Here is a 25,165-nt window from a genome sequence, read left to right as displayed (position 1 = left end):
CAGAAAAAAGCCCGGCCAAAGCCGGGCTCGTCCGCTGGCAACGGCTTAAGCAGGCATATCTCCGGCGGGCATTTGGAATGTCAGTCCGTGACGGATGCTCAGTCGCTATGGATCAAGGGTCAGATTACGACGCCGAATGCTGACTGACGTGTTTTGGCCCCGCTAACGCCCAGGCAATCAACCCGAACAACGGCACAAACACGATCAGCACGATCCACACACCTTTATTGCTCGCTTTCCCCTCGCTCTTGCGCACCCGATTGATGGCCCAGAGTTCAATCAGCAGAAGAACTGCCGCCAGTACGATCCACACGGTTTCGATTTGCATTGGCTACCTCCTGATAGTCTGTTCGTTAGGTGGCGTGGGGGGCGGCGGGTTCATTTATTTTTCTTCAGTGCGTTGAGCTGCCGCGCCAGTTGCAAGGCTACGCGGCCGCTGTTGAAAGTCGGCAGCAGGTGGGTGAAAGGGATTTCGATGATCCGGTTTTCGCGCACCGCGCGCAGTTGCGACAACACCGGGTCGTGGGTCAACAGATAGCGTTTGCGGCGAGCGGGTGACCATTCGGCGTCGGCCAGCAGGATCACGTCCGGGTCGCTGGCCAGCAGGGTTTCGCTGTTGACGGTGACTCGATAGAGGTTGATGTCGGCAAAGACATTGCGTGCCCCGGCAGCGGCCAATAACGGGGTGACAAACCCCCGCCGACCTTCGCTGTCGAGGCCTTTGACTTCGTTGTCGAGATAGAACACCGACAGCGATTTACCCGCACCGGCCAGGGCTCGGGCACTGGCGAGGTCGGCGTCCATGGCCTCACTCAATTGCCGCGCCTGTGGCTGTTTGTGCAGCAGCCTGCCCAAGGTCAGCAAGTCATTGCGCACATGCGCGAAGTAATCCAGCGAATGCCCGTTGCAGGCCGACTCCAAAAGATAAGAACCGACGCCATTGCGCGCCAGACCCGAGCGTGAAGTCACACCGTCGCCGAATGCCGTGGCGAACCCGCCAATCACCAGATCAGGTTTCTGTGCGTAAAGCACTTCGCTGGCCGGGTATTGCCGCGCGATCACCGGCACACCGAAATACGCGGCTGGCCGCTGACCGGCATCGGTGTCATCCAGATACGCCACGCCAACCAGCGCTGGCCCGGCACCCAGCGCCAGAACGAGATCCGCCGCATGCTGATTGAGCGCGACGACGCGCGAAGGCGCAGCGGCGTTCCAGTCCTCGCCGCAATTACTGAAGCTGTCGGCGAGTGCCGGCATTGAACAGAGCAGGGCGCCAAGCGCTAACAGGATCGATTTCATCCCTGCGCCTTGACCAGCAAATCCGCGACCACTTCACCGCCCACCAAATGCCCCTCGACCAGCCGCTGCACCTCTTCATGGCTGTGCACGCCATACCAGCAACGTTCCGGGTACACCGTCACAATCGGCCCCAGATTGCACGGAAACTGGCAGTGCGTGCGCGTCAGGAGGACGCCGCCCGGCGTCTCGATGCGATCGTGCGCCAGCAAATGCCGGCGCAGGGTTTTCCATAACTGCAAGGCGCCGCGCTGGGTGCAGCGCGGGCCGGTGCAGAGGAACACATGGCGCGCATGCTCGGGCACATGCGACCAGTCCGGGTGCGTATCGACGCCGTCGACGGTTTTGATTTCACTCATCAGAAGCGGTACGTGTAGCGTACTTCGGAGGTCAACGGCCGGCCGAGGTTGTCGACGTTGCTCGAACGGCTGGTGACGTAGTCGCGGTCGAAGAGGTTTTCCACCAGCAGACTCACCCGGTGTTGGTGGGCGTTGTCGAGGTAGCGATAAGCGTCGGCGTCGACCACCGAATAATTGCCGTATTCGACTTGCTTCGAGCTTTTGATATCGCGGATGTAACGGATCGCACCGCCAACGCCCCACAGGCGATTTTCCGATTCATAACCCACCCGCGAACGGGCGAAGAAGCTCGGGATGTCGTTGATGGTTACACCGGTGCGCGACTCGGTGAGGTTGCGGGTCATGTCCGCTTGCAAACTCCACTGATCGTTGAGCGCCAGTTTCGCGTCCGCCTCGAAACCGCGCATCTGGATCGTGCCTTCACCGTTGACCCACTGAATGTCATCGAGGGTGATCAGATCGTCGATCTTGCGTTTGAACAGGGTCACGCTGGCGCTGAATTCGCGATCCAGCAGCAGGCCCTTGTAGTCGACACCCAGCTCCGTATTGCGGCTTTTTTCCGGTTTCAGGTTGCGGTTGCCGATCTCGTCACCCGGCTCGTTGACGAACAGTTGCTCGGCGTTCGGCAGTTTGTAGTCGCTGCCGTATTGACCGCGCACCGACCAGTTGTCGTTGAGGTCATACAGCGAAGTGAGCATGCCGACCGTGGCGCTGTCGCCACCGCTCATGGCCTCGTGACGCACGCCGATGCTCGGATGCCAGTCGGGCAGGGCGTCGATCTGCGGGCGCAGTTGCGTGTAGAACGCATGGGCTTCGGCCTTGTCGTTGTCGATGATCAGCACGTCGTCCTGGCCCTTGAACCACTGGTTGTCGCTGCCGAACACCAGCACATGGCCGCCGGGCAATTCAGCCTTGCCTTCGGCCTGCACACCCCAGTCGGTGAAGCCCCAATAGTCGTTGTGATTAATGACCTTGGTGCCGCCGCCATTGACGTTGTTGACCCGGGTGTAGCGCGTGTCCCAATCGTTGATATGGCCTTTGACGAAGTAGCTCAGGCGTTCGTTGAGGGTTTGCTCGAAGGTCGCCGTAGCGATTTGCTGCACGCGGTCGTTGGTGGTTTTGTGGTTGTCCACCGGGCGGGCGAAGTCGAGATTGGCGTCGGCGTATTGGTAGAACAGTTCCAGCCGCGAATCATCGCCAAATGACTGAATCGCCTTGCCGCCGAAGGTGGTGACTTCGTAGGCACGGTTCTTCCCAGAATCGTTTTTCATGTCGCGGTTGCGATACGGCTGATAGCCGTCGGAGACGTTGTGACTGACGTACGCCAGCAAACCCAGGTCGCCGAATCCGTTAGTGAAGATATTCTCGACCCGCGCATCCTCGGTGGTACCGCCAAAGCTGTCCACGCCCAGATTCACTTCGCCGGCGGCTTTGCGCGACTGCGGGCTGCGGGTGACGATGTTGATCACGCCGGATACGGCTTGGGTGCCGAACAACAGGCTTTGCCCGCCCTTGAGCACTTCGATGCGCTCGATCGCGTTGGCCGGCAGGGTATCGAGATAGAGGCCGCCGTACAGGCGATTGTTCAGGCGCACGCCGTCGAGCAGGATCAGCGTATCGTCGTTGCGCCCACCGAGCAGCGAATAAGTGCCGTAGTCGAAGGGACCGTTTTTCGGCGCCACGTACAGGCCGGGAATGAACATCTGCATGACGCGACTGACATCGGCACTGGGGCCGGCGCGCTCGATCTGTTCGCGGCTGACGATCTCGACCTTGCTGCCGAACTTCGCCATGTCGGCGACCGTGGTCGACTCCACCGACGGTGCGGAAACGATTTGCTGATTGAGTTGCAGTGGCGCGTCATCCGCCAGCAACAGAGGACTGCAAAGGCAGCCGAACAAGAGGGTTGGAGCCGAGGTGTAGAAAGGTCGAATCATTGTCTTCTCGAAAAGGATCTTCGCAGAAGAGCATGCAAGAGAAGGCATCGCGCACAGCCAATACCGGCCCATGCCCGCCCACCGCAGGATTTTGCCAAACAGCAATTCAGGCCGGTCTCCGGGCTCGCGCGTATCGAGGCTTTCACCTTCCCATGGCCGTCTAACCACAGTGGTGTATCGAAAGCATCACGCGCATACCGTTGCGGGGGCAGCACCGGACTTGTTCGAAAAGAACGTACCGGTTTCCCGTTTCACCCCATGCACGGCGGCATGGGACACCTGAAACTGGGCGGCATCTGAACATTCGAATGACCGTTCGTCAACTTGCCGATACAGGTACTCGACCCGCGAATTACCAACTTTGGAAATAACTACTAAGGTCTATAGCGGTAATCACAACGCAATATCGCGCGGCGTCGACAGGCGTGAGGGATTCGCCACGTACGCTGAACAGGGAGGTTCTCATGCACGGTGCCAGCGGCCATCCTCACGGTGGGCACGCCCCGCATTTCATTCGCAGCGCTTTACTGGTCGCCATGGCCAACACCCTGATGCTCGCAGACGCTCAAGCTGCGTGCGGGCCTTTGGCGGCGGGTGCCTACAACGTCTCGCAAACCTGTTTGCCGGCGGCCGGCGTTGATGCGTCGATCAGCACGCAGTCGGGCACTACCATTACCACTACGGCGGGTTCCTCGTTGAACAGTCGTGGCAACAATGCCAACACCACGCTGACACTCACTGGCACTACGGTAAACAGCACCCCTCCAACCGCCGCCAACGCAGTGTTTGCCAATGTCATCGGCACCACCGGCAACGCCAGCCTCAGCGTCAATGGCGGGACCAACACGGTGAATGTCGGCGGCAGTGGCCTGGACGCGCTGGCGATCACCAATGCCAGCGCTGGCTCGTCGACGTTTTCGGTGAGTGCCGGCACCACGCTGAACATCCTCAATACCGTGGTCGGCAATGAACACGATGGCATCGACATCAACGCCAGCGGCGGCGGGGCGATCAACCTGAATCATCAGGGCAATGGCCAGATCACGTTGCTCGGCGGCAACGGCGTCTGGACCAAAGCCACGGGCAGTGGCGAGACCAACGTCAACGTCGGCAGTGGCGTGAGTATTCTGGTCAACAACGATGATGCACTCTCGGCCGGTCTTCCGATCATTGACGACACTTTGCCGACTGCCGGCATTGGTAATCACGCCGGCGTGCATACCCGCGCAGTCAATGGCAACACCACACTGATCAACGCGGCGAATGTGCAAAGCATCGGCATGAACGCCTTTGGCTTGTTCACCGAGGGCGGCACAGGCAATACCCGCCTGACCAACAGCGGCAACCTGAGTACCAGCGGCCTCAACGGTTTCGGCATTCGTTCGTTTTCCAGCGTTGGCAGCATCGCCATCGTCAACGACGGCGCCATCACCACCACGGGTGGCGGCGCCCACGGTATCTATGCCAATGACAATGTCGGCGGCAGCGGTTCGATCAGCATCGAGAACAATGCTGCCATCAACGTCGGCAGCACGGCCAATACCGCCGGTTCGCGGGCGATCTACGTGATCAAGCGCGGTACCGGTGATGTCGCGATCACGGGTAGCGGCAATATCAAAGTCCTCGGCGACATCAACACCACCCGGGCCTACGCGATCATTGTCAGCGCCGAAAACAACGATGTGCTGATTGATTACTCGGGCGATCTGTTCGCCAGCGGGTTTGGCGCGGGCGGTATACGGGTCGATTCGACCGGCGGCAATGTTCAGGTCAACTACCGTGGCGATCGCATCGAAACCCTGCACAGCAACGCCAACGGCATCTATGCCTCGACGCAGTCGCCGACGGGCACGGTCAACGTCAATTCCGGCGGCACGATCATCACCCACTCGAACGCTGGCTCGGGCGACGGCACGGGCATTGGTGCTTTTGGTATCCAGGCGCTGACGCTGGGCGGCGACGTGGGTGTCGTGTTCAACGGCCCGCTGATCGACGTCAACGGTCAGGGCGCGGCGATTCTGGCCGGCAATGCCTTCAACTCAGGCAGTGGGCTGGGCACATTGAGTGTCAGTAACAGCGGGGAGTTGATCGCGCGGGGCAATCAACAACGCGGTATCCGAACGTTGTCGGTCACTGGCGCGCAAAGTGTGGTCAACAGCGGCGCGATCCAGACCTTCGGTGCCAGCGACAGTCAGGGCATTCTCGCCCAGGCCTCGGGCGCCGCGAATTTGACCGTCAACAACAGCGGCGCGATCACTACTCGAGGCGTTGGCTCGTCGGCCATAGACGCCTTGACCGAGGGCGGCAGTGTCAATGTCAGTAACAGCGCCACGCTTCAGGGTGGGTGGGCCGATAGCAGCGGCATTGCCCTTGGCGGTGCGAGCCAGACGTTGACCAACTCAGGTGCGATCACTGCGCTTAGCGATGTCGCCGTACGCGCCGATGCGACCACACCGGGCACGACGTTTGCGCTCAACAATACCGGGCAGATAACCGGCGTTGTGAATGCCGTCAGCGCGGCCAGCACGGTGGCCAACAGCGGCACCTGGACACTGCGCAATTTCACCGCCAGTAGTGCCAGCGGCAGTCGCGATACCTGGGGCGTTGCCGTCAGTGATCTCGGCTCATCGGGCGCCAACAGCATCGACAACAGCGGTGTGATTCGTCTGGCGGCGCAACCGGCGACGGGCATCGTCAGCTTCAACGCCAGCGGCGCCTATCTGCCCTTGGGGCAAACGGCCAATACGCCGACGCTGGGCGGTGCTGTACAGGGCCAGTTGCTCGGTGTAAACCGATTCACCCATAGCGGCACGCTCGACCTTGCCGCCGGCAGCAACACGGTCGGCAATGTGTTGCTGATCAGCGGGGCCAACACCGTCGGCACCGATGGCGGCGGGGTGTTCGTGTCCAATGGCGGCCGGCTGCTGCTTAACACCACGTTGAATGGTGGTGGCGCGAACAGCCTCTCGGACATGCTGGTTGTGGATTCGACAACCACCGCCAGCGGCGGCGCCACCGGCGTGATCGTGAGCAATGTCGGCGGCCAGGGCGATCTGACTCAGGGCAATGGTATTGCGGTGGTCGAACTGCTCAACAAGACCGAAGCCGCGAGCGACGCCAATGCCTTTCAACTGGCCCGGCGTGTTGTCGCCGGTCCGTACGAATATCGCCTGCAGCAAGGTGCCCAGGACGGTAGCGGCAAGGACACTTGGTATCTGCGCTCGGACGCGGTACCGCCGGACGGTCCTCCAGGCCCGGATCCGACGCCCGATCCCGATCCGGGTCCTGATCCGACGCCCGATCCTTCCCCGGTACCCAATTACCGTCCGGAAGTGTCGCTGTACGGTGCCGTGCCCGCGCTGGCCTTGGTTTACGGCCGGACAATGGTCGACACCCTTCACGAGCGGGTCGGCGAGGAACGCCTGAATCGCGGTGATCCATTGCCCAAGGAAGACGAATCGACGTTGGCGCCATCGATGGGCTGGGGCCGGGTGATCTACCGCAGCGGCAAACAGGATGGTGACCGCAAAAACGCCTTGGGCAACACACCCGAGTACAACTATGACCTGACGGCATTTCAGGTCGGCACCGACCTTTACCGCAAGGACCGGCCCGACGGCAGTCACGAGCAGGCCGGGCTGTCATTGTCCGCCGGCACCATCGACGCTGGCGTCAGCCACTACACCCGGCGCGCCGCCGGCGAAGACACCTTGCGTGCGTACGGCGTCGGCGCGTACTGGACGCACTTCGGCCCCTCCGGCTGGTATCTGGACGGGGTGTTGCAGGTCAACCGCTTTGACATCGAAGCCAAACCCAACGACATGGCCAAACTGAAAACCCGCGGTTGGGGCTACACCGCCTCGCTGGAAAACGGCTACCCGTTCGAAGTCGACAAAGACTGGTACATCGAGCCGCAATTGCAAGCGATCTACAGTTACGTCGATCTGGACAGCAGCGATGACGTCGGCGCGAAGATTCGCTTCAAGGACGTCGACTCACTGATTGGCCGCGCCGGCGTGCGTATCGCCAAGGACTGGGACACCGAGGGCGTCGACAACAGCGCACGGCGCACCAATGGCTGGATCCGTCCGAGCATCTGGCATGAGTTCAAAGGGCAACCGAAAACCGAGTTTTCCTCCGAGTCGGGGTACATTCCGTTCGAATCCGACATTCAGGGCACGTGGGGTGAAGTGAATGTCGGGGTGGATTACCAGGCCAATCAACGCACCACGTTTACCGCATCGGCCGGCTATCGTCAGGGGTTCGATGGTGACAGCCATGGGTATGACGCGATGCTGGGGTTCAAGATCAATTTTTAGGGCTTTTGTACACGCCGCAAACCCTACATTGGATGGCTTGCTGACGCTCGGCCCTTTATCCTTCACGCCTGTTTGATGGAATGACTTAGGGAAGAATTGCATGCCGTTCAGGGTGATGGTGGTCGGTGGTTACGGAAATTTCGGCAGTATCGTCTGCCGGCACCTGGCGCTGATGCCGGAGATCGGCTTGGTACTCTCCGGCCGTGATCCGCGCAAGTTGCAGCGCAAGCTCGATGAGCTGAACAGTCAATCGGGTATCGTCTGCGAAGGCTGGTGCGGTGATGCCATGGGTGCGGAGTTCGAAGCCGCTTTGCGTGCGCTGAACATTCAGTTGGTCGTACACACCGGCGGGCCGTTTCAAGGGCAATCCTATGCCGTTGCGCAGAGTTGCATCGATGCCGGCGTGAACTATTGCGACCTGGCGGACTGCCGCACGTTCGTCAACGGCATCGACGTGCTTGATGCGCGGGCGAAGCAGGCGGGTGTGGCGATCCTCAGTGGTTGCAGCTCAGTGCCGACGTTGTCGTCAGCCATTATCGATGAGCAGCGCCTGCGCTTTTCGCGCATTGACTTGATCGAGCATGGCATTTCCTCCTCGGCGAAAATGCCGGGGCTGTCGACCATCGAAGGCGTGCTCGCTTACGCCGGCAAACCGATCAAACAACTGAAAAACGGCAAGGTCCACGAAGTCTCCGGCTGGCTGGACCTGAGCTTGCGCAAAATGCCGCAGATGGGCACCCGATTGCTGGCCAACGTTGATGTCCCCGACATGGATATTTTTGCCAATCGTTATGGTGCGCAGACCTTGAGCTTCAAGGCGGGCGCCGGTCTCAAACTCGGCGGCATCGCCAACGGTCTGCTGGCTCAGGCGCTGAAAATCGGGCTGGTGCGCGACCATGCTTTGTGGGCTGCAAGATTGCATCGCCTGGGCACGCGGTTCGAGCGTTTCGGCGATGGCAAAAGTGCAATGTACATCGACGTGCAGGGCCTCGGCATTGACGGCAAACCGTTGTCGATGACCGCGCAACTCACCGCCCTGAATGACAAAGGCCCCGAGATTCCCAGCTGCGCTGCCGTGGCACTGGCCACGAAAATGGCGCGAGGCTACGTGCCGCCCTCCGGTGCCCGGCCTTGCGTGGGCGAAATCAGCGTCGCCGAGTACATGGCCGCGATCAACGACCCGGCCAACCTGAGCCTGGCCGTGCATTTCTCCGACGGGCAGCGCTGACATGCTCTATCTGTGCCTGAAGTACTTGCACATCATCGCCGCGATTTTCCTGTTCGGCTTCGGCATGGGTTCTTACCTCTACCTGATCGCCGCCAGCCGCACCGCCAACCCGCAGGTCATAGCGCATGTCGCGCGCATGGTCGTGCGTTTCGACACGTGGATCACCACACCGGCCGGTTTCGTGCAGATCATCACGGGGTATCTGTTGATGCGACTTTCGGGTTTGTCGATGAGTACCGACTGGGTGCTGACCTCGCTGATTATCTTCTTCTGCGTCGGCTCGCTGTGGCTGCCGGTGTTGCTTCTGCAGAAGCGCTTGTACGTAATGGCGTCGAGTGCGAGCGAGACGGGGGCCGACCTGGATGAGCAATACCAAGGCGTGTACCGCCAATGGTTATGGATGGGCGTACTCGGTTTTGCCGGGATGTTTGTCATCGTGCTGATGATGGTGACGAAGATGACACCGCTGCAGTTGTTCAGTTTTCTGGCGTAGGTACAGTTGCTTTGAGAAAGCGCTGTTCATGATCTGGAGTTGGCAACAGGCAAGCGTCGTACTTGCCGAACAGGCGATAGCGGTTCAGCGCAATGCGGTCGTAGGCCCAGTCGCGCAAGCCTCGCGGGCAGACGCGCAGCAGTCGCAATGGCTGCCAGCGGGCGGGTAATTGGCTGATGACTTCGAGAAAAGCGTCGGAGCGTTCCCAGTAGTGGCGGTCGCGGATTACGGCCATGGTGTCGAACTGATCTATGGGCAGACCGGCCCACGCCAGCAACGCCTGGCCCTCCGGCGATTGAACCGCTGCCAAACGTACGCGACGCTGATGATCGTGACGAATCAAAAAGCGCGCCCAGCCGTTGCAGAGTTTGCAGACGCCGTCAAACAGGACCACGGATTCGCCGGGGTTGAGGAGCGGGGCTGGGGTTGGGCGGGTTTTTGGGGTGGACATGGTGTGGGTTCGGGAGATGCTGGAATGCTGCGATCATAGCCTCAGAAGGTGCTTGGCGCGAATGGCCATATTCGGTGATCGCCGGACTTGCGCGTTAACCTGGACGCGCTGGCTCTCTGCGAGAAAACGTAGATCAACTACAGTTTCCCTAACCAGTCTTTAAGGAAGTTCGTCTATGTCAGTGGATCAGGATCGTTTTTCTCGCGCTTTCAGTTTTGTACTCAACAGCGGTATTGAATTGTTCCCGGTGAAAATGAAGCGCAGGGATACCGGCGTCGTTGCCTTTCGCATATCAAAAGGGGGAACTGCCGGAAATACATTGGAGGCAGGGGAGGAGGTTGATGAAGAGACAATGATTTATAAGGTCTTGAAACTTGGCTATGCAGTTCGCTGCTGCTCGGTCGATGGGAGCATTCGGGGGTTGTATAAACCGGATCAGCGATCTGTGCGCGAGGTACTTCGTTAATAAACATATTTGTTACCCCCAAGAGGTTAATTCTTGCGGGTATCTGCACGCCACAGGCAACACGAACTCTAAAGGCCGGCGCTGAAGAGTCTCGAGTGCAGATCAGATTGCGAGGCTCTCAAGAATGGGCGAAATTAGGGTGGAAATGTAATTAGCCAAAAATATCTGACAGTTCCTTGGAGTAGTGTGGTTCCAAGGTGAATACTGGCGAGGTTTTAGCGAATTTGTTTATGTCGCCAGCTAATAACTCTGTGTATCTTTTGAATATATCCCTGAAGGTTTTAGGTACAGGTCCGTATAAGCTTTTGCAAGTCGCTACAAAGTCTGAAACTGCGTTTATGAAATGTTGGTCTGCCTGCGTTACTTCAATGTAATCGTAGGAGGCTTCACTGTTTTCTTTTGTATGAATATCGAAGTTATGAGCAGCAGCGTTCCTTGCCTGGCGTAGCTTGTGAAGCGCGTGGCAGATATCTTTGGAAAGAATTTTGTTTTCCTGCAGATGCTGTATGTGGTCGAAAAAATTAATCTCAGGTGCATTTTTTGTTATTGGTTTTCTACTTAGCCTTTTTTCCCAAGATTTTTTCGGTTTGTACTCTTTTAAACTTTCTGTGCTGGCTTTGGTTGCCATAGCTTCCAGATACAGTGCAGCTCCAATAACTTGGCCCTTTTTTTCAAAGCTTCCAAGGTCAATTGCGTGGCTAGGAAGGTTTTCTAGAACCCCAAGTTCCTCATCGCTCAGGCTATGAACGTATGCATGCAGTGTCAAAAAGTGCGGAATGGGTGCTTCGCTGTATATTAGGTCCCGAACGATATGGTGGACCTTTACTCCTAGGTGTGTTTCGTGGCGTCGGTTTGTTGCAGTCAGCTTTTTTGCGAAAGTTGTGATGAAACGTTCCGTTAAAGGGATGTCCAAAAGTATCTGGTCTGCGTTCAGGTAAAATTTAATCTCAATGGTAATGCTGTCGGATGACAGGATATCAATAAAATACTTTAATGTTTTATCATCAAGTCTTGCTTCTTCGACTGGTGTGGTCGTGCCTTCTGTAGATATAAAAAAGCTGCGTAGTTTTGCACCCAGTTCGTAGTTCAGGTCTTTCTTGATTTCATCAATGTTCATTCAATTTAGCTTCCCTTGGGGGCTGACGACTTATGTGCGTCAAGTACCGATTTTTTCGGGCTTTGTCAAGGTGCAGAACAGAATTCAAACCGGCTAGGGTATATTTTTTATTAATTAGACATTTTTACTTACTCTCGTTCTTTCGAGCCAAGGGGGCGGCCAAAAACTTCATCAAAGGCTAGTTCCGCTTGTTCGCGTATCATCTTTGAACTGCCTTTCATCTTGAGAATCAAAACTTTCCAGCGAAATTTACTATATGGTAACTCATCGATATTGATTCCATTATTTTCATCGAGCTTCATGCAGACGTCGTATCGAACGCCTCTCTCAGGAAGATTTTCTCGATAGTTACGGTTGAATAGATGACTTTTAAGGCGATTTTTGACAGTGTAAGAGTGGCCTCTATAAATTGCCTTTAGACCATCGATGGTTAAGTTGCATCTGTTTTGCTCGGACTGATAATCAGACATGATCACATACAGTCCTGTTCCGTAGTACGTTGCCTCAACATCGATGCTGGAACTAACAGATTTTGAAGTAACTGATTTGTGGTCTTTTTGTAGTCATGAGCCGAAAAGAAGTCTACGAAATGGCTTCGCACAGTTTCCTGCAGTTCACGTTCCAGCGTAACTAAGTTTTTGATGTCGTACATGCATCGCGAGTCCAAAAGCTATCTAAGGAGTGGGCAATGGTTAGAGAGCGTGATCCGCTTCCAGTTGCCCTCACACTGCTGTTTCACCGCCCCGAACGTCCCTCACTCGATCTTTCGATCCGGCCCGCAGCGCATGCCGAAGCTTCAACGCCGGCCGTTCGACGCAGTAATACGAAACACCACTCAGCAAGAACGACAGCACCAACACCGTTGCAATCTTGTGCCAGTCGAATGAAGTAATCGGCGAGAGACCGTGCAGGAAGTAGAACACCACGAAGTGATTGAGGAATACGCCGTAGCTGATGTTGCCCAGGAACTCGTCAATCCGGTGAAACTTGAGCTTCGTCAGCAAGAACACTGCGGGGATGCCCACGGCAATGCCTGCGGCCACTTCAGCGTTGAACGGTCGGCGTTCGATCCATCCCGCCATGATCGCTACAAAGATTAACGCCGCCGCCACAGCGGTACCACCAGCAATCGCTAAACCCTTCGCCTGTGGTTTGTAGAGATAGCTGCCGCACAGGAAGATGAACAGGACACCCGGCAACAAACGGTAGCCGTAAAAGTCGGTGTTGATGAGTCCAAGACACGCGGGGATGAAGACCGCAACGGACAAGGCGAAAGCCACACCGCGTGCTCGGTAGATGAGCAGGAACGGGATCACCAGGTAGAAGCACATCTCAAGGCCGAGCGACCACGCCGGTGGCAAAATCCAGATTCCGGATGCACCAAACATATAGAACCCGAGGGGCACGATGGCCAGGCTCGCGGCGATGTTTTTGACGGTTAATTCGGCCGCTTGCGGCGTACCGGGCAGCAGGAAGTAGATCACCGCACAAGAAACGACGAAGTAGAACAGGAACTGCGGATAAAGGCGCAAGGCCCGGTCCAGGTAGAACAGGCCAACTTTCCCGGGCGCCTTGTAGTTGCGCTCGATCAGTGAAGTCATCACGAAACCGCTGATGAGCAGGAAGGAAATTACAGCAACCACACCCGGGTTGAACCCCATGAACATCTTGCCCAGATGCGAAACGGCGACCATCACGGCCAATAGCAGACGTTAGGCTCCCACGTGTATCCCCAAACGACCTTGTAGTTATGGCGGGTAAATTACGATGGTTTGTGGGTGGATTACAGGTTTTTCTCTGCGCTCGGGGCTAGGGAATGGCGGGGAATTTCAGGATTTCGGAGAATGCGGGATTTATGCGAGTCATTCGCAGTGGGCGAGAGCGCTCGGCACGGAACCAAGCGCTCAGGGTAGGGCGGGGCACTTACTGCTCCACCCTGACGTTTCAGCCTTTGTTTGCGTTCAGCTTGCGCAGTTCTTCGTAGGTCGCCGACTGGACGAACCAGAAGCCGGAAATGATGCACCAGCACAGGGTGCCGGCCACGAAGATACCCAGCGCCGGGAGGAACCCGCTGGTGAAAATCGCGACGATAGCGACCAGCCAGATGAACGCCAGGGACAGATAGAGGACGGTGTTGTTGACGCTGATGACGAAGTCTTTCACAGGGGCATATTCCTTGCGGGATGTAGAAAAATTCCCCCTCTCCGGGGGGCGAACCCATGCTATCACATTGCCTTCATGGTTCAAGGAAGCGGAACTCATTGCCGTGTGGAATGGGTACAGATTTATTTATCAGGCAGACCGGGCGCTTCTGGCCGAAAGCAGACACCCGATGCAATCTTGATCCCTTTGTGACAGCAGCCACACCACAGCCACAAAGGGATTACCTATCAATCCACCGGCACAACATTATCCAGCGCTCGATTCACCGCCAATTCCCCCAGCATCACCACTTGCGCAATCCCCAGCGCAGTTTTGCGGTGGCCTGGGTCAAGTAGGGCGGCGAAGTTGCAGAGCATTTCGGTGGCTGAGCCGAGGGATTCGCTGGCGTTAACCAGCAAGGACTCGCTGTCGTAGTCGGAATTGGCCAGAAACATGGGTGCGTGTTTCTGGTCGCTGCCCATGATGCGTTGGGTTGGCGTGAGGTAGTAATCGAGTGCTCGTTCTGCTGCGTCGTTGAGTGTTCGGGAATCCGGGAATTTGTAGGGTGAGACTGGATCGGTTTCTGGTGGATTCGGCGTTGGTTTGAACATAGATGAAGCTCCATATGGGACTTAAGGAGCCATCACCATCGCTACCAAACGAAAGGTGGTGGCCATACGAAGGTTGGTAGACCGGCCCATATGGAAAATCCGGCGCGCCCGAAGACGCCCTGCGCATGGCCACCATAAGACAAATGCTCAAAAAGCATCTGCGCACGGTGACGTTATGCGTCATATGGAAGCGGGCTACCAAACCCCATCACTGTTTTTCAGTGACCCAGGAACGATAAAACCCGCGCCCCAGACGCACAAGCCGGCGGATTCTGGCGTAGTCGTAGGCAACGGCGCAAGACGTTGTAGCCTTAAGCAGGTAACGCGACGTGTCTTTTAAACAGCCACGAAAAACTCCTAAACACGCATCATCAACACGCCGTTCAAAATGACATTCGTCGGTCCACCCTGCAGTTCACGCAAAGGCTTGGAACCCTCACGTCGGGGAGCGCATCAACACTAGGTTGCAACCCAAAAAGACGAGGAAGGATACCCATGTCAGTTCATCCGATTTTGTTTCTGGGCGGTTCCGGCGCCATCGGCCACCATTCTGCCAAAGCCTTACGCGCCGCCCACCCCGAGGTCCCTTTACTGATCGGCGGCCGTGACCTGGCCAAGGCTCAACAAGCGGCAGAGGAAATGGGCGGGGCGCAGGGCGTGGTCATTGATCCTGCTGCCGAAGACTTGGGGTTGGGCGATCGCCCGGTTAGCGCCGTGGCGGTTTTCTACATGGATCATTCCCTTGCCGGGCTGCGTTTCGCGCAAAAGCGCAAGATTCCGCACCTGAGCATTTCTTCTGGCGTGTTCGAGATTGCGCCGCAAATCGCCAGTTTCATCCATCGCCCTGACGCGGCGCCTATCGTGCTGGGTTACGAATGGATGGTGGGCGCGACGACCGTGGCGACATTGCACCTTGCCGAAGCGTTTGCCCGAGTGCGCGATATCCGTGTTGATGCGCTGGTCGACGAAGAGGACGGTGGCGGGCCGACCGTGGCCAAGGATTTCCAACACCTGAACAAGATGCTGCCGGCCGCCCTGACTCGGCGCGACGGGGAGTACATCTGGCGCGAAGGGGAGGACAAGAACGTCAGCTTCCGCGCGCTGGACGGTACGCCGATGCAAGCCAGCGGTTTCTCGTCCATCGACGTCACTGGGCTGGCGGCCGCCACCGATGCGCCGAATGTGCAGTTCAATCTCGCCAGCGGGGTCAGTTCTTCGCGACGCGCGGGGCGGCCGATGTCGACTGAGATCCTTATCGAAATGGTTGGCGAGGATCGCCAGGGGCGACCGTTGCACACTCGGCATGCCCTCGTGCATCCGGCGGGCGCCGCCGCGCTCACGGGGTTGAGTATCGCGATGCTGCTGGAGCGACTGCTCGGGCTCGATGGTCGAGCGCCCACTGCGGCAGGTCTTTACTTCCCTTATCAGTTGCTCGAGGCCGGTGCGTATCTGGAGCGTCTGAGCAAGGAGGGCGGTGAGTTGCTTGATCTGAAAGTGCCGTAAGGCAGGTTTCTTTCGGAAAAGCTGATCTTGCTCATTGAGCCGCTGGCGAGCCTTGATGCGCTCGCCAGTGCTCATTCGCCCTCACGGCGATTGCCAAGCCCCGCCATCCGCCACCGGCACTTCACCCAGATCATAAGGATTGATCCCCTCAAGGCAGCCGACATTGAAGCCGAATTCATGCGGATTGGTACTGCGTCGATGATGGGTGTAGATGCCGCAGTTACCGCAGAAAAAGTGCTCGGCCACTTGCTGGCCAAAGCTGTACTTCAACAGCGCAGACTGGCCACGGATCACTTTCAGGTCCGCCGCCGGCACTGCCGCAACGACTGCGCCACGGCGTTTGCAGAAGGAGCAGTCGCAGCGATGCGGCGCCGGCAGGCCGTCGGGCAGGTGGATTTCGAGAATGACGGCGCCGCAATGGCAGCTGGCTCGATGGTCACGGCGGATCAACGTATTGCCGATCTGTTTGAGCATGACTAAGCCTCCATCCAGTCCACCGTTGCCGTTTCGCGCCATTTGACCTCGGTGATGCCATACCGCTCGGCCTGGGGTTTAGAGATGACTTTCAACGGTGGCTTGCCGGGTTTGGGAATCGGCGCGATGCCGGCATCGCAACTCGCCCAATGCCATGCGTCAACATTGCGCATGGTTTTTGCGCGGATGACGAATGATTTTGGCTGGCCGTGAAGTTTGTATTCGATGACGAAGATGTCGACGTTGCTCATGCGTTCCTCCTTACGCTCATACGCAAATGAGTTTTGCCGTCGAAAAAAATTCAAAGGATTTTCGGGGTTTGTTTCAGGCTGCTGACAATTGTTTTGCTTTGAACGGTTGGAACCGGCGGAGGCCTAAAGATCAAGCCTTTGCCAAGCAGACAGAACAGGAAAAATCCCCTCGATTTCAACCCCGGAGGTACCCGGTGAACAAGACGATCAGTGCCGAGGATTTGAACATTCAGCTCAAACACAACGATGACGCTGCACTGTTCAAATGGCTGCTCGCCAGTTTCCTGATGGGCAAGCGGATACAGGCCGAAATCGCCGCCGAAGCCTATCGGGTGATCGCTGATAAACACGGGCGCGATACACCGCGCAAACTGGCCGCGTGTAGCCATCGTGAACTGGTCGCGATGCTCGGTGAGGCGCACTACGTGCGTTACGACGAGACCACCGCCGTACGGCTGCACGCCTTGGCACGCCGGTTAAACGACGAATACGCGGGCAAGGTCAGCCATATGGTCGAGGCCAGCGCTAATCGCCAGGCGTTTGAGAAACGGCTGGCGGAGTTCGACGGCATCGGTCCGAAAACCGTGGAAATCTTCATGCGCGAGGCAAGCGCTGTGATCAGCCTTTGATCGTGGGCCGTGACGAAAAGCGGTCACCGCCCAGATCGTGCAGAGCCTATTTGACTCGACGGCCAGAACGATTGATCGCCAACAGGCACAGCCCGACCAGCAGTGCGGCGCCTGCAACCAGCAGTGCCGAAGGTTGCATCGGCTGGCGCAAGCCTGATGCTGTATGCCGCTGCCATATCGCCAGTGGTCGGGTTTCAACGGTCGCTTCGTCAAACGTACGCAATGGTGAAACGGCTTCTGCCTGAAACGGCATTTCCTCGATGCTCAAACGCAGGCCATCTGACAGTTCCAGTGTCCGCGCGGTGATCGTGCCAACGATTCTGTCTGGATAAACCGGTTCGCCATTGGGGTCGAGTTGGTCATAGAAGAAGTTCTGCCCTTCGAGCCAGCCCACGGCCGTCTGCAACTCGGGGCCCAGGTAATACTTGCCGTCGAGGAAAAAGCCAGAAAACTGCGGCGCGCGCTCGACGCTTTCAATGCTGTAACGCTCACCCGCTTTCATACCGGTTTCAGGGGCAATCATGGTCAATCCCTCCGCTGTAGGTTCAGCGGTAGAGAACACGGAGCGACCGTCGTTCCATGTAAAGGAGGAAAGGTAGCCGTTGTCCCGAAATGAACCGGTAAACGGTGAAAACAACTTGCCCCGATGAAGACCGGACGAAGTAGCAGCGCTACAGGTTCATCGGGTGCCAGGGCTTTTCTATGTCCGTCAGGCCCGAGGTGGCGTTTGAGGGGCGGCACCAAACGCTATCACCGGTGTGTGGCTCAGACAGTAGCGAGCAGCGGAAGACGCGCCAACATGTTTTTCAACGCCAGTGCATCCCACGGCAGGTGTTCGGCGATGCCGATGCCTACAACGTCAGCAATGCTGGCAATGTCTGCCAGCAGCCGCACCACATGGGCGATAGACATCCTGCCTTGGGCGACGCCGTCAAACGTTCCCGGTGGTGCTTCTGGATTGGCGAACAGCAGCGAGCGGAAACCGTTCGGATCCAGTACATCCAGATCCAAGTGAATGGCCAGGTGTTTCGCACCGGTAGAACGGAACCATTTCAGCACCGGTTCGCTGCTGTGGGCCAATTGCGCGGGGCTGGCATGTTGCAGTCCCAGGCGTTCAATCAGAGCGGTTTCCACAGGCATTGTTTCCATCAAACCGGCATACATCACGTTTGCCGGTTTCAGCGGACATTTGACTGCAGCAGCAAAGTCCGCATCACCTTCGCCCAGCAGATTGCCCAGCACCATGGCGTGGGCATTGGCGAAGTCCGCAGGCGTTAACACGTCGGGGTGTGCATCGACCCAGAGCACGGCAAGGTCGCCGGCATAGCGCTCGTTGAGGTAGGCGAACGGTGCGAGATCCACCAGACAATCACCGCCGAGAATGACCATCCGATCCGGTGCATGCTCATCGATAATCGCCCGCGCACTGTGCAGTTGTTGCAACAACGCGCTACGCCCGCGGATCCCGCTCTCCATCGGTAATGGCTCGTCACTTGGCATTGCGACCGGCACCTCAGCCACCGGCCCGTGCGGATCGGGTGCCAGCCAGGCCAACAGTTGCGCGCCGAAATGATAAGGCGGGTTGTTGCCACCCTGCCATTGGGGGAAAAGCAGGCGCAGGGTTTTATCGTTCGAAGGGGTCATGCCGAGATTCCTGATGGGGGCGAGCAGACGGCTCAGAGGCGAAAAAGTACGGTGCCGGTGGCCTGGCGCGATTCGAGACGCGCTTAAGCCGTGTCATGGTGACGATGACCGCTATCGTGCGCTTTGCTGAACTGGCCAGACACTTCGCCTGACTGGCCAAGCGGTCATTGCTGTTTCGAAAAGACGCTGGGTGAAACGCCAAAAGCGCTTTTGAAGGCGCGGCTGAAGTGCGCCATGTTGGTGAAACCAAAGCAGGGTGCGACTTCGCTGACGCTGCGAGACGGGCCTTTCATCAGCGCCGTCCGGCAAGCCTGAAGGCGTTGCTGCCACAGCCAGCGAGTGGCCGTTGTGCCCTCCATGGCGAACAGGCGGCTGAGTGCGCGCGGGGAGACATGAATGGCTTGTGCGATGGCCGCGAGGTCCAGCCCGGTGTCCTCAAGGTTGGCCAGCAGAAGTCTTTGGCTTTCATCAGTTGCGCGTCATGACGGCTCGAGTGGCCAAGATCCGCGAGGTCGAACGCGCCTTCGAAAGCTGTGGCCAGCACTTCCAGCAACGCGCCACTCAAGCGTTCGCCGGCACGGGTTTGCTGAGGGCCGGTATCGAGCACTTCAATCATCATGTTGCCGGCCAGTCTTGCCAGTGCCGAATGGCTGTCGAGCGTGCGACTGACCAGGGCTTCGGGTCTGGGCAAGTGCTGGATCAATCGTTCGCGGGGGATCGCAATGACGATCTGATCGTCTCCCTTGGGGAAACGGCACCGGTAGGGTTCGGCACTGTTGAACAGCACGATATCGCCGCGAGCCTGTACCGATCGTCGCCCGCGTTGTTCCAGTTCGGCTTCTGTGCTGAGGGTGAGGCAAAGAAAAAACTGCTCAACGCCTGAATCTGTCTGTCTGCTTTCGTATTCGATGGGCGCCGATGAGATGTGCGTCAGCAGAATATCGCCTAGCGTGTTAGCGCTGAGGCGACCATCGAATGGCGTGTCGGACAGCGTGCGCTGGGTGGTCAGGCCGTAGGTGGCGCACACTACCTCGCTCCAATAGTCGAGCCGCTCTTTGGCAAGCAAGGATCGAGGAGGGTAGAGAATGGCCATTGTCGTAGTAACTGACTCGCAGAGTGGGTTCGGCTAGCAAGGATGCTATCAGACCAGCAGGCTCAACGAACCCGAAAGCTATTCAGAGACTGCTCGCTGACGGATGGATATCTATATCGACCATCCGGTCTCCGCATGTCGATATCAGACACAACCATGGCGCACTCAGGCTACTGGATTGTCGGACAATCCCGGTAAGGTGACGCGTCTTCACGTCAAAATAACCCCATCCAGATCATGGGGTTAATAAGAACTGCGGCGGTTGAACGGGCTTCTTTCGGGAAGTTCAGCAGGCAACGATCGTGCTCGTTTGCCGGAGTCAACTCGCTTAAATGTCGATCAGCAGAGAACAAAAAACCAATGATCAGCCCGAACTCAACGGATTCGAGTAGCCAATTGGCGCAGGGCTTCAAGCCTCGTCACGTCACCATGCTATCCATCGCCGGGATTATCGGCGCCGGATTGTTCGTAGGTTCAGGACATGCCATTGCGGCGGCGGGGCCGGCGGTTCTGTTGGCTTATCTGTTCTCCGGTTTGCTCGTCGTGCTGGTCATGCGCATGCTCGGCGAGATGGCGGTGGCCAATCCCGACACCGGGTCGTTCTCGACCTATGCCGACCAGGCCATCGGGCGCTGGGCGGGCTTCACCATTGGCTGGTTGTACTGGTGGTTCTGGGTTCTGGTCATTCCTATCGAAGCGCTGGCGGCCGGGCATGTGCTTAACCAATGGTTTCCGCAGGTTGATGCCTGGCTGTTCGCGTTGGGCTCGATCATTGCGCTGGTGGTGACCAACCTGTTCAGCGTGTCCAAGTACGGTGAATTCGAATTCTGGTTCGCCATGGCCAAGGTCGTGGCGATCATCGGTTTTATCGGCGTTGGTTTCGCCGTGTTGATGGGCTGGATTCCCGACAGGGAAGTCAGCGGCTTGAGCGGATTGATGGCCGAGCACGGCGGGTTTGCGCCCAATGGCTTGTCAGCGGTGGTCGGTGCTTTCATCACCATCATGTTCAGCTTCATCGGAACCGAAGCGGTGACCATCGCCGCCGCCGAATCGAATGATCCGTCGCGCAACATTGCCAAGGCCACGCGCTCGGTGATCTGGCGTATTGGCGTGTTTTACCTGCTGTCGATCTTCGTCGTCATCTCTGTGGTGCCGTGGAACGATCCGTTGCTGGCCTCGGTCGGGTCTTATCAGCGCGCCCTGGAAATCATGAATATCCCCCACGCCAAGTTCATGGTCGACGTCGTCGTGCTGATTGCCGTGGCCAGTTGCATGAACTCCTCGATCTACATTGCCTCGCGCATGTTGTACTCGCTGGGCCGGCGTGGCGATGCGCCGAAGATGCTCAAGGCGACATCCTCGGAAGGTGTACCGCGCGCAGCGGTCATCGCCAGCACCGTGATCGGTGCGTCAATCACCGTGTGGAGCTATTTCATGCCTGCCGGGCTGTTTCAATTCCTGCTGGCCAGCTCCGGGGCGATTGCCTTGCTGGTATACCTCGCGATCGCGGTGTCGCAGTTGCGCATGCGGCGGATATTGCAACAGCGCAACGTCGAGCTGACTTTTCGCATGTGGCTGTTTCCGTGGCTGACGTGGCTGGTGATTGTGTTCATCTGCGCAGCGCTGGCGGTGATGATGATCACTCCTGAACATCGCACCGAAGTCACCACAACTATTGGCCTGGCGCTGGCGATTTCCTTTATTGGCCTGTTGACGTCGCGGCATCCTGCGCCGGCGGCGAGGGTTACGTCGGTGGGGTAGGCGGTTGCGCCGAACCTGATACTCCCTTCGCGAAAGCCGAAGGGAATGACAGACGCCTGCGTCTCAGACCGATTCTTATGAGGACATGATGTCATCGATCTCCTCCGTGGCCGACGGTGCGACGCAGTCCGTCGGGTTTCTGCTGTTAGACAAATTCACCCTCATGTCGCTGGCGTCCGCCGTCGAGCCATTGCGCATGGCCAATCAACTGACCGGGCGAACGCTGTATCGCTGGCACACCTTCAGCGCCAATGGCGCGGCGGTCTGGGCCAGTGACGGCGTGCCGATCACCCCGGATGGCTCGTGGAGTAATCCCTCCGTGGCGGACACGGTCATCGTCTGCGGTGGTGTCGGCATCCAGAGCGCAATTACCCGCGAGCACACGACGTGGCTGCAAGCCCTGGCGCGGCAATCGAAACGCTTGGGCGGGGTGTGCACCGGCAGTTGGGCGCTGGCCAAGGCCGGGTTGCTCGACGGTTACGAGTGCAGCGTGCACTGGGAATTTCTGGCGGCCATGCAGGAAGCTTTTCCGCGCGTCAACGTCAGCACCGGTCTGTTCACCCTCGACCGCAACCGCTTCACCAGCTCCGGCGGCACTGCGCCGCTGGACATGATGCTGCACCTGATTGCCCGCGATCATGGTCGTGAACTGGCCACCGCCATCTCCGAGATGTTCGTCTACGAGCGCATCCGCAACGAGCAGGATCATCAGCGCGTGCCGCTCAAGCATGTGGTCGGCACGCACCAGCCCAAGCTGCAAGAAGTCGTTGCGTTGATGGAAGCCAATCTTGAAGAGCCGATCGACCTGGACAACCTGGCCGAATACGTGGATCTGTCACGTCGACAGCTGGAGCGGTTGTTTCAGAAGTACCTGCAATGCACGCCGTCGCGCTACTACTTGAGGTTGCGGCTTATTCGCGCGCGGCAACTGCTCAAGCAAACCTCCTTGTCGATCGTTGAGCTGGCGTATGTTTGCGGTTTCGTCTCCACCCCGCATTTCTCCAAATGCTATCGCGAGCACTTTGGCGTACCGCCGAGCGACGAGCGATCAGGTTCTGAAATGAGCCGTAAATCGGCATCGCCACGGTCAGTGACCAAACCGCTGACGACGCTCGACCAAGCGCGCAACGAATCGACGTTTGCCAGTGTCCGAATGATGGAGCGTGCAGATCTGGCGTCCACGGGATGATCGGTCGGTCTGCTTTGACAGTTGATCACTGCAGATTCCGCATACGTATAGTTCTTGCTCCATTGCGCGGTTGCCAATAAACCCTCCTGTCAAGGTCAATGAAGCCGGTGAGTCACCGGCACCAGGAGGGATCATGAACGCCACGCCAATTCCTGAAGGTTTCACCCCGTTTACCCGCAGCAGTCCGTTGCTTGATTTGCTGGGCCCGATCTACGCGCGAGGCAGTGGGCTGCAATTGGAACTGGGATTGTTGACTGACTCACGCCATGCCAATGGCCGTGGCACCTTGCATGGTGGTGTATTGGCGACATTGGCCGATGTCGGGATGGGTTATGCCATGGCGTTTTCCAGCGACCCTCCGCAGCCATTGATCACCGCGAGCATGACTCTGGATTATCTCGGCGCGGTAAAAATGAATGAGTGGCTGGAAGTGCGTTTGGAGCATTCGAAAAAGGGACGTCAACTGGCGTTTGCTGCCGTTAGTTTGCATGTTGGGGAGCGAACGGTTGCGCGGGCCAGTGCGGTGTTTGCGGTGCCGGTGAGTTGAAAGTGAGTATTCGTCAAAGCGTTGGTTACTGTGCCATTAACCCTTGCGCCACTGCATCTTTTGGCGCACCCGTTGAAACTCGTACGGTAAGCCAATCAGGGCCGTTTCTGATTGGGTTTCGGCCGCGTCGATAGAACTTTGGTCGGTGTCTGGCGTGATGGCATTTCGATGTCTTCCTGTGCATAATCGGACGCCGCTGCCAAAGCAGACTGAAGTGGAATCATGGGAAAGGGAGCACCTTCGTGCGCCTTTTCGACATCATATTGGCGATCTTGGAGATGGATCGGCCAGCCAGTTTCAGTCAGTCGCGAGCAGCTTTGAGATCGAAAGGAATCAGCATGACGCAGAGGGTGGTGCAAACGATTTCTCGTGCCTGGTCGCGCATGGGAGAGCTGTGTCGACTTCGGACTCCGTCCCAACGCAGTGAATACATCGTTGAAGGTTTCGCCGATGACCGGGTGATCGTATTGGTCGCCTCCAAGCGCCACGTCCTGCTCAGATCGGCGTTCGAAGCGGCGCTGAATTACCTTCACCAACACAGCCATGGGATTGAAAGTCCGTGCCTGATCAAGTCAAACAATGACCCGGCGCTATCCGGCCCGCTCTGTCGTGCCAGTAGAGTCACGTTGAGCGGGGCGTACGGCCCGCGAAACATCAATTACGTACTGCCAATTCTGCAAGCACTCGGCGTGGTCGATATTCGCACATCGACGCCTAATGCTGTCTGGCTCGTGACGCCTCTCGCAGCCAATGATCTTTCATTTTCGAACCCGGTACGACGAGTCGGGAAGGGTTTGCTCACTGCCAGGCAATTTGATTTTGCTCAGTATCTGAGCGGTTTATGGACAGGTGCAGCAGGTTCGTTTTCGCATCGCTACAAGGTCAGTAGGCACCATTCCTGGAAAGACTGGAGAGCTCGGCATGGCGCCAGCGATTGGTGGTGCCAGAGCTTAAGCCAAGCGAACCAGCACTATTGCTGGCGTGAAAAGGCTGCCCCGCATGATTTTGCGAGTATTGCAGCTGAGCTGCGCAAGAGTCTGGAGAACAATGATGAAGCCGCGGCGTTGGTCGCGTGCAAGGCGATCTTTGCCTGGGGTGGCGTTGCTCGAAAGGCTGACGATGCTTCTTTGCAGTGGGTCGAGTTGCAGGCGGCAGCCAAGACCTTGTGCCGTTCAATCCGCAGGGCCGTTAAGTTGCTTGACCGCGCATGTGCAGACCCGCTGGACGATTTCAACGGAAAAACACTGTTGATGAATTCAGCGATGACCAAGATCTATGCCGCAGCGGCGCCGGACAGCTTGATTATTTATGACGGTCGTGTGGGTGCGGCATTGGGGTTGTTGGCGCGCACTTGGCTTTTGGCAAATGCTGAGCGCACGGTTCCTACGGATTTGGCATTTCGCTGGGGCCCGAATACCAAGACCGCGAACCAGAAGGATGAAACGAGAAATCCTTCGCAAGACCTCTTCATTTTCACAAACCTCTATACCACCTCCAGCGACATTCCTGCACGCAACAGGGAGTGGGCTGAGCTTGTGCGGATGAGCAGCCGCTTGCTGTGGACTACGGGCAAAGTTCTCGACGCGCAGAGTTACACGGTGACATTAAGCATGTTGGAGCGTTCGTTGTTTATGTTGGGGTATGACGTTCGCTGA

The 25,165-nt window shown here is 57.7% G+C and carries 26 protein-coding genes and 1 riboswitch; of the genes, 10 read left to right on the top strand and 16 right to left on the bottom strand.

The window, feature by feature from the left end; translation table 11 throughout:
• Positions 1-124 precede the first annotated feature (124 nt).
• Genes ACM6JQ_RS09325 through ACM6JQ_RS09310 form a run of 4 tightly spaced genes read right to left on the bottom strand, consistent with a single transcriptional unit; the run spans position 125 to position 3,592 of the window.
• A complete protein-coding gene (locus ACM6JQ_RS09325) occupies positions 125-328 on the bottom strand; it encodes a PLD nuclease N-terminal domain-containing protein (RefSeq protein ID WP_007916127.1) in 204 nt (67 codons plus the stop codon).
• 50 nt (positions 329-378) lie between these two features.
• A complete protein-coding gene (locus tag ACM6JQ_RS09320; protein WP_414893626.1) occupies positions 379-1,299 on the bottom strand; it encodes an ABC transporter substrate-binding protein in 921 nt (306 codons plus the stop codon).
• On the bottom strand, positions 1,296-1,655 hold the full coding sequence (locus ACM6JQ_RS09315) for a (2Fe-2S) ferredoxin domain-containing protein (protein WP_007916129.1): 360 nt from the start codon (positions 1,653-1,655) through the stop codon (positions 1,296-1,298). The genes ACM6JQ_RS09320 and ACM6JQ_RS09315 overlap by 4 nt, the downstream gene beginning before the upstream one ends.
• Positions 1,655-3,592 (bottom strand): TonB-dependent receptor plug domain-containing protein, encoded by a 1,938-nt coding sequence (locus tag ACM6JQ_RS09310; RefSeq protein WP_414893625.1) that lies wholly within the window; start codon positions 3,590-3,592, stop codon positions 1,655-1,657. Before ACM6JQ_RS09310 ends, ACM6JQ_RS09315 begins: the two co-directional genes overlap by 1 nt.
• 91 nt (positions 3,593-3,683) lie before the next feature.
• A riboswitch (cobalamin riboswitch) is annotated at positions 3,684-3,890 on the bottom strand.
• Positions 3,891-4,056: 166 nt separating this feature from the next.
• On the opposite strand from ACM6JQ_RS09310, the gene ACM6JQ_RS09305 reads away from it, so the two are divergent.
• The 3 genes from ACM6JQ_RS09305 to ACM6JQ_RS09295 all read left to right on the top strand — a co-directional run bounded on the left by ACM6JQ_RS09305 (position 4,057) and on the right by ACM6JQ_RS09295 (position 9,632).
• The gene (locus tag ACM6JQ_RS09305) at positions 4,057-7,911 is read left to right on the top strand and encodes an autotransporter outer membrane beta-barrel domain-containing protein (RefSeq protein ID WP_414893624.1); all 3,855 of its coding nucleotides are present in this window, start codon (positions 4,057-4,059) and stop codon (positions 7,909-7,911) included.
• A gap of 100 nt (positions 7,912-8,011) precedes the next feature.
• Positions 8,012-9,139 (top strand): saccharopine dehydrogenase family protein, encoded by a 1,128-nt coding sequence (locus ACM6JQ_RS09300; RefSeq protein WP_414893623.1) that lies wholly within the window; start codon positions 8,012-8,014, stop codon positions 9,137-9,139.
• 1 nt (position 9,140) lies between these two features.
• The gene (locus ACM6JQ_RS09295) at positions 9,141-9,632 is read left to right on the top strand and encodes a DUF2269 family protein (RefSeq protein WP_007916136.1); all 492 of its coding nucleotides are present in this window, start codon (positions 9,141-9,143) and stop codon (positions 9,630-9,632) included.
• Here ACM6JQ_RS09295 and ACM6JQ_RS09290 read toward each other — a convergent pair.
• Positions 9,616-10,083: a thiol-disulfide oxidoreductase DCC family protein gene (locus tag ACM6JQ_RS09290; RefSeq protein ID WP_414893622.1), complete on the bottom strand. Its 468-nt coding sequence runs from the start codon at positions 10,081-10,083 to the stop codon at positions 9,616-9,618. The two genes, ACM6JQ_RS09295 and ACM6JQ_RS09290, sit on opposite strands and share 17 nt — an antisense overlap.
• 175 nt (positions 10,084-10,258) lie before the next feature.
• Here ACM6JQ_RS09290 and ACM6JQ_RS09285 point away from each other — a divergent pair, with 175 nt between their 5' ends.
• Positions 10,259-10,549: a hypothetical protein gene (locus ACM6JQ_RS09285; RefSeq protein ID WP_414893621.1), complete on the top strand. Its 291-nt coding sequence runs from the start codon at positions 10,259-10,261 to the stop codon at positions 10,547-10,549.
• 151 nt (positions 10,550-10,700) lie between these two features.
• Here the strand turns inward: ACM6JQ_RS09285 and ACM6JQ_RS09280 are convergent, their stop codons facing one another.
• From ACM6JQ_RS09280 to ACM6JQ_RS09260, 5 genes are all read right to left on the bottom strand, one after another.
• Complete coding sequence (locus ACM6JQ_RS09280) at positions 10,701-11,666, bottom strand: DUF4145 domain-containing protein (RefSeq protein ID WP_414893620.1); 966 nt, start codon at positions 11,664-11,666, stop codon at positions 10,701-10,703.
• Between the two features lie 128 nt (positions 11,667-11,794).
• On the bottom strand, positions 11,795-12,136 hold the full coding sequence (locus tag ACM6JQ_RS09275; RefSeq protein WP_414893619.1) for a hypothetical protein: 342 nt from the start codon (positions 12,134-12,136) through the stop codon (positions 11,795-11,797).
• A gap of 252 nt (positions 12,137-12,388) precedes the next feature.
• Positions 12,389-13,369, bottom strand: a complete 981-nt coding sequence (locus ACM6JQ_RS09270) for an acyltransferase family protein (protein WP_414893618.1) — start codon at positions 13,367-13,369, stop codon at positions 12,389-12,391.
• Between the two features lie 241 nt (positions 13,370-13,610).
• The gene (locus tag ACM6JQ_RS09265) at positions 13,611-13,829 is read right to left on the bottom strand and encodes a hypothetical protein (RefSeq protein WP_007916145.1); all 219 of its coding nucleotides are present in this window, start codon (positions 13,827-13,829) and stop codon (positions 13,611-13,613) included.
• Positions 13,830-14,056: 227 nt separating this feature from the next.
• Entirely contained in the window at positions 14,057-14,419 is a 363-nt protein-coding gene (locus ACM6JQ_RS09260; RefSeq protein WP_414893617.1) for a DUF6124 family protein, read from the bottom strand.
• 495 nt (positions 14,420-14,914) lie between these two features.
• On the opposite strand from ACM6JQ_RS09260, the gene ACM6JQ_RS09255 reads away from it, so the two are divergent.
• On the top strand, positions 14,915-15,922 hold the full coding sequence (locus tag ACM6JQ_RS09255; protein WP_414893615.1) for an NAD(P)-dependent oxidoreductase: 1,008 nt from the start codon (positions 14,915-14,917) through the stop codon (positions 15,920-15,922).
• 81 nt (positions 15,923-16,003) lie between these two features.
• Here ACM6JQ_RS09255 and ACM6JQ_RS09250 read toward each other — a convergent pair whose 3' ends face one another.
• The gene (locus ACM6JQ_RS09250) at positions 16,004-16,396 is read right to left on the bottom strand and encodes a GFA family protein (RefSeq protein WP_007916151.1); all 393 of its coding nucleotides are present in this window, start codon (positions 16,394-16,396) and stop codon (positions 16,004-16,006) included.
• Between the two features lie 2 nt (positions 16,397-16,398).
• The gene (locus tag ACM6JQ_RS09245; protein WP_007916153.1) at positions 16,399-16,647 is read right to left on the bottom strand and encodes a DUF6555 family protein; all 249 of its coding nucleotides are present in this window, start codon (positions 16,645-16,647) and stop codon (positions 16,399-16,401) included.
• 194 nt (positions 16,648-16,841) lie between these two features.
• On the opposite strand from ACM6JQ_RS09245, the gene ACM6JQ_RS09240 reads away from it, so the two are divergent.
• Positions 16,842-17,276 carry a DNA methylase gene (locus ACM6JQ_RS09240; protein WP_095111944.1) on the top strand — a complete coding sequence of 145 codons (435 nt, stop codon included), beginning with the start codon at positions 16,842-16,844 and terminating at the stop codon, positions 17,274-17,276.
• A 46-nt stretch (positions 17,277-17,322) separates the two neighbouring features.
• Here the strand turns inward: ACM6JQ_RS09240 and ACM6JQ_RS09235 are convergent, their stop codons facing one another.
• The 4 genes from ACM6JQ_RS09235 to ACM6JQ_RS09220 all read right to left on the bottom strand — a co-directional run bounded on the left by ACM6JQ_RS09235 (position 17,323) and on the right by ACM6JQ_RS09220 (position 19,947).
• Complete coding sequence (locus ACM6JQ_RS09235) at positions 17,323-17,799, bottom strand: short chain dehydrogenase (protein ID WP_095111945.1); 477 nt, start codon at positions 17,797-17,799, stop codon at positions 17,323-17,325.
• Between the two features lie 242 nt (positions 17,800-18,041).
• A complete protein-coding gene (locus ACM6JQ_RS09230; protein WP_095111946.1) occupies positions 18,042-18,920 on the bottom strand; it encodes an arginase family protein in 879 nt (292 codons plus the stop codon).
• A 164-nt stretch (positions 18,921-19,084) separates the two neighbouring features.
• Positions 19,085-19,279: a helix-turn-helix domain-containing protein gene (locus ACM6JQ_RS09225; RefSeq protein ID WP_256588336.1), complete on the bottom strand. Its 195-nt coding sequence runs from the start codon at positions 19,277-19,279 to the stop codon at positions 19,085-19,087.
• Complete coding sequence (locus tag ACM6JQ_RS09220) at positions 19,213-19,947, bottom strand: cupin domain-containing protein (protein WP_414893614.1); 735 nt, start codon at positions 19,945-19,947, stop codon at positions 19,213-19,215. Before ACM6JQ_RS09220 ends, ACM6JQ_RS09225 begins: the two co-directional genes overlap by 67 nt.
• Positions 19,948-20,373: 426 nt before the next feature.
• Between ACM6JQ_RS09220 and gabP the strand changes: the two genes are divergently transcribed.
• The 4 genes from gabP to ACM6JQ_RS09200 all read left to right on the top strand — a co-directional run bounded on the left by gabP (position 20,374) and on the right by ACM6JQ_RS09200 (position 25,165).
• Complete coding sequence (gene gabP, locus ACM6JQ_RS09215; RefSeq protein WP_414893613.1) at positions 20,374-21,774, top strand: GABA permease; 1,401 nt, start codon at positions 20,374-20,376, stop codon at positions 21,772-21,774.
• Positions 21,775-21,862: 88 nt separating this feature from the next.
• On the top strand, positions 21,863-22,963 hold the full coding sequence (locus ACM6JQ_RS09210) for a GlxA family transcriptional regulator (protein ID WP_414893612.1): 1,101 nt from the start codon (positions 21,863-21,865) through the stop codon (positions 22,961-22,963).
• A 133-nt stretch (positions 22,964-23,096) separates the two neighbouring features.
• Positions 23,097-23,510 carry a PaaI family thioesterase gene (locus ACM6JQ_RS09205; RefSeq protein WP_095111948.1) on the top strand — a complete coding sequence of 138 codons (414 nt, stop codon included), beginning with the start codon at positions 23,097-23,099 and terminating at the stop codon, positions 23,508-23,510.
• 242 nt (positions 23,511-23,752) lie between these two features.
• Positions 23,753-25,165: a hypothetical protein gene (locus tag ACM6JQ_RS09200; protein ID WP_414893611.1), complete on the top strand. Its 1,413-nt coding sequence runs from the start codon at positions 23,753-23,755 to the stop codon at positions 25,163-25,165.

It is taken from the genome of Pseudomonas sp. IT-232MI5 (assembly GCF_949767845.1).
Taxonomy (GTDB): domain Bacteria; phylum Pseudomonadota; class Gammaproteobacteria; order Pseudomonadales; family Pseudomonadaceae; genus Aquipseudomonas.
The sequence above is the reverse complement of the archived record's forward strand: the minus strand, read 5'-3'. Positions and strand labels throughout refer to the sequence as shown.

Bases quoted from the DNA above. Each gene is read 5' to 3' on its own strand.
- ACM6JQ_RS09325 (WP_007916127.1), bottom strand. From the start codon at position 328: ATGCAAATCGAAACCGTGTGGATCGTACTGGCGGCAGTTCTTCTGCTG.
- ACM6JQ_RS09320 (WP_414893626.1), bottom strand. From the start codon at position 1,299: ATGAAATCGATCCTGTTAGCGCTTGGCGCCCTGCTCTGTTCAATGCCG.
- ACM6JQ_RS09315 (WP_007916129.1), bottom strand. From the start codon at position 1,655: ATGAGTGAAATCAAAACCGTCGACGGCGTCGATACGCACCCGGACTGG.
- ACM6JQ_RS09310 (WP_414893625.1), bottom strand. From the start codon at position 3,592: ATGATTCGACCTTTCTACACCTCGGCTCCAACCCTCTTGTTCGGCTGC.
- ACM6JQ_RS09305 (WP_414893624.1), top strand. From the start codon at position 4,057: ATGCACGGTGCCAGCGGCCATCCTCACGGTGGGCACGCCCCGCATTTC.
- ACM6JQ_RS09300 (WP_414893623.1), top strand. From the start codon at position 8,012: ATGCCGTTCAGGGTGATGGTGGTCGGTGGTTACGGAAATTTCGGCAGT.
- ACM6JQ_RS09295 (WP_007916136.1), top strand. From the start codon at position 9,141: ATGCTCTATCTGTGCCTGAAGTACTTGCACATCATCGCCGCGATTTTC.
- ACM6JQ_RS09290 (WP_414893622.1), bottom strand. From the start codon at position 10,083: ATGTCCACCCCAAAAACCCGCCCAACCCCAGCCCCGCTCCTCAACCCC.
- ACM6JQ_RS09285 (WP_414893621.1), top strand. From the start codon at position 10,259: ATGTCAGTGGATCAGGATCGTTTTTCTCGCGCTTTCAGTTTTGTACTC.
- ACM6JQ_RS09280 (WP_414893620.1), bottom strand. From the start codon at position 11,666: ATGAACATTGATGAAATCAAGAAAGACCTGAACTACGAACTGGGTGCA.
- ACM6JQ_RS09275 (WP_414893619.1), bottom strand. From the start codon at position 12,136: ATGTCTGATTATCAGTCCGAGCAAAACAGATGCAACTTAACCATCGAT.
- ACM6JQ_RS09260 (WP_414893617.1), bottom strand. From the start codon at position 14,419: ATGTTCAAACCAACGCCGAATCCACCAGAAACCGATCCAGTCTCACCC.
- ACM6JQ_RS09255 (WP_414893615.1), top strand. From the start codon at position 14,915: ATGTCAGTTCATCCGATTTTGTTTCTGGGCGGTTCCGGCGCCATCGGC.
- ACM6JQ_RS09250 (WP_007916151.1), bottom strand. From the start codon at position 16,396: ATGCTCAAACAGATCGGCAATACGTTGATCCGCCGTGACCATCGAGCC.
- ACM6JQ_RS09245 (WP_007916153.1), bottom strand. From the start codon at position 16,647: ATGAGCAACGTCGACATCTTCGTCATCGAATACAAACTTCACGGCCAG.
- ACM6JQ_RS09235 (WP_095111945.1), bottom strand. From the start codon at position 17,799: ATGATTGCCCCTGAAACCGGTATGAAAGCGGGTGAGCGTTACAGCATT.
- ACM6JQ_RS09230 (WP_095111946.1), bottom strand. From the start codon at position 18,920: ATGACCCCTTCGAACGATAAAACCCTGCGCCTGCTTTTCCCCCAATGG.
- ACM6JQ_RS09225 (WP_256588336.1), bottom strand. From the start codon at position 19,279: ATGGAGGGCACAACGGCCACTCGCTGGCTGTGGCAGCAACGCCTTCAG.
- gabP (WP_414893613.1), top strand. From the start codon at position 20,374: ATGATCAGCCCGAACTCAACGGATTCGAGTAGCCAATTGGCGCAGGGC.
- ACM6JQ_RS09210 (WP_414893612.1), top strand. From the start codon at position 21,863: ATGTCATCGATCTCCTCCGTGGCCGACGGTGCGACGCAGTCCGTCGGG.
- ACM6JQ_RS09205 (WP_095111948.1), top strand. From the start codon at position 23,097: ATGAACGCCACGCCAATTCCTGAAGGTTTCACCCCGTTTACCCGCAGC.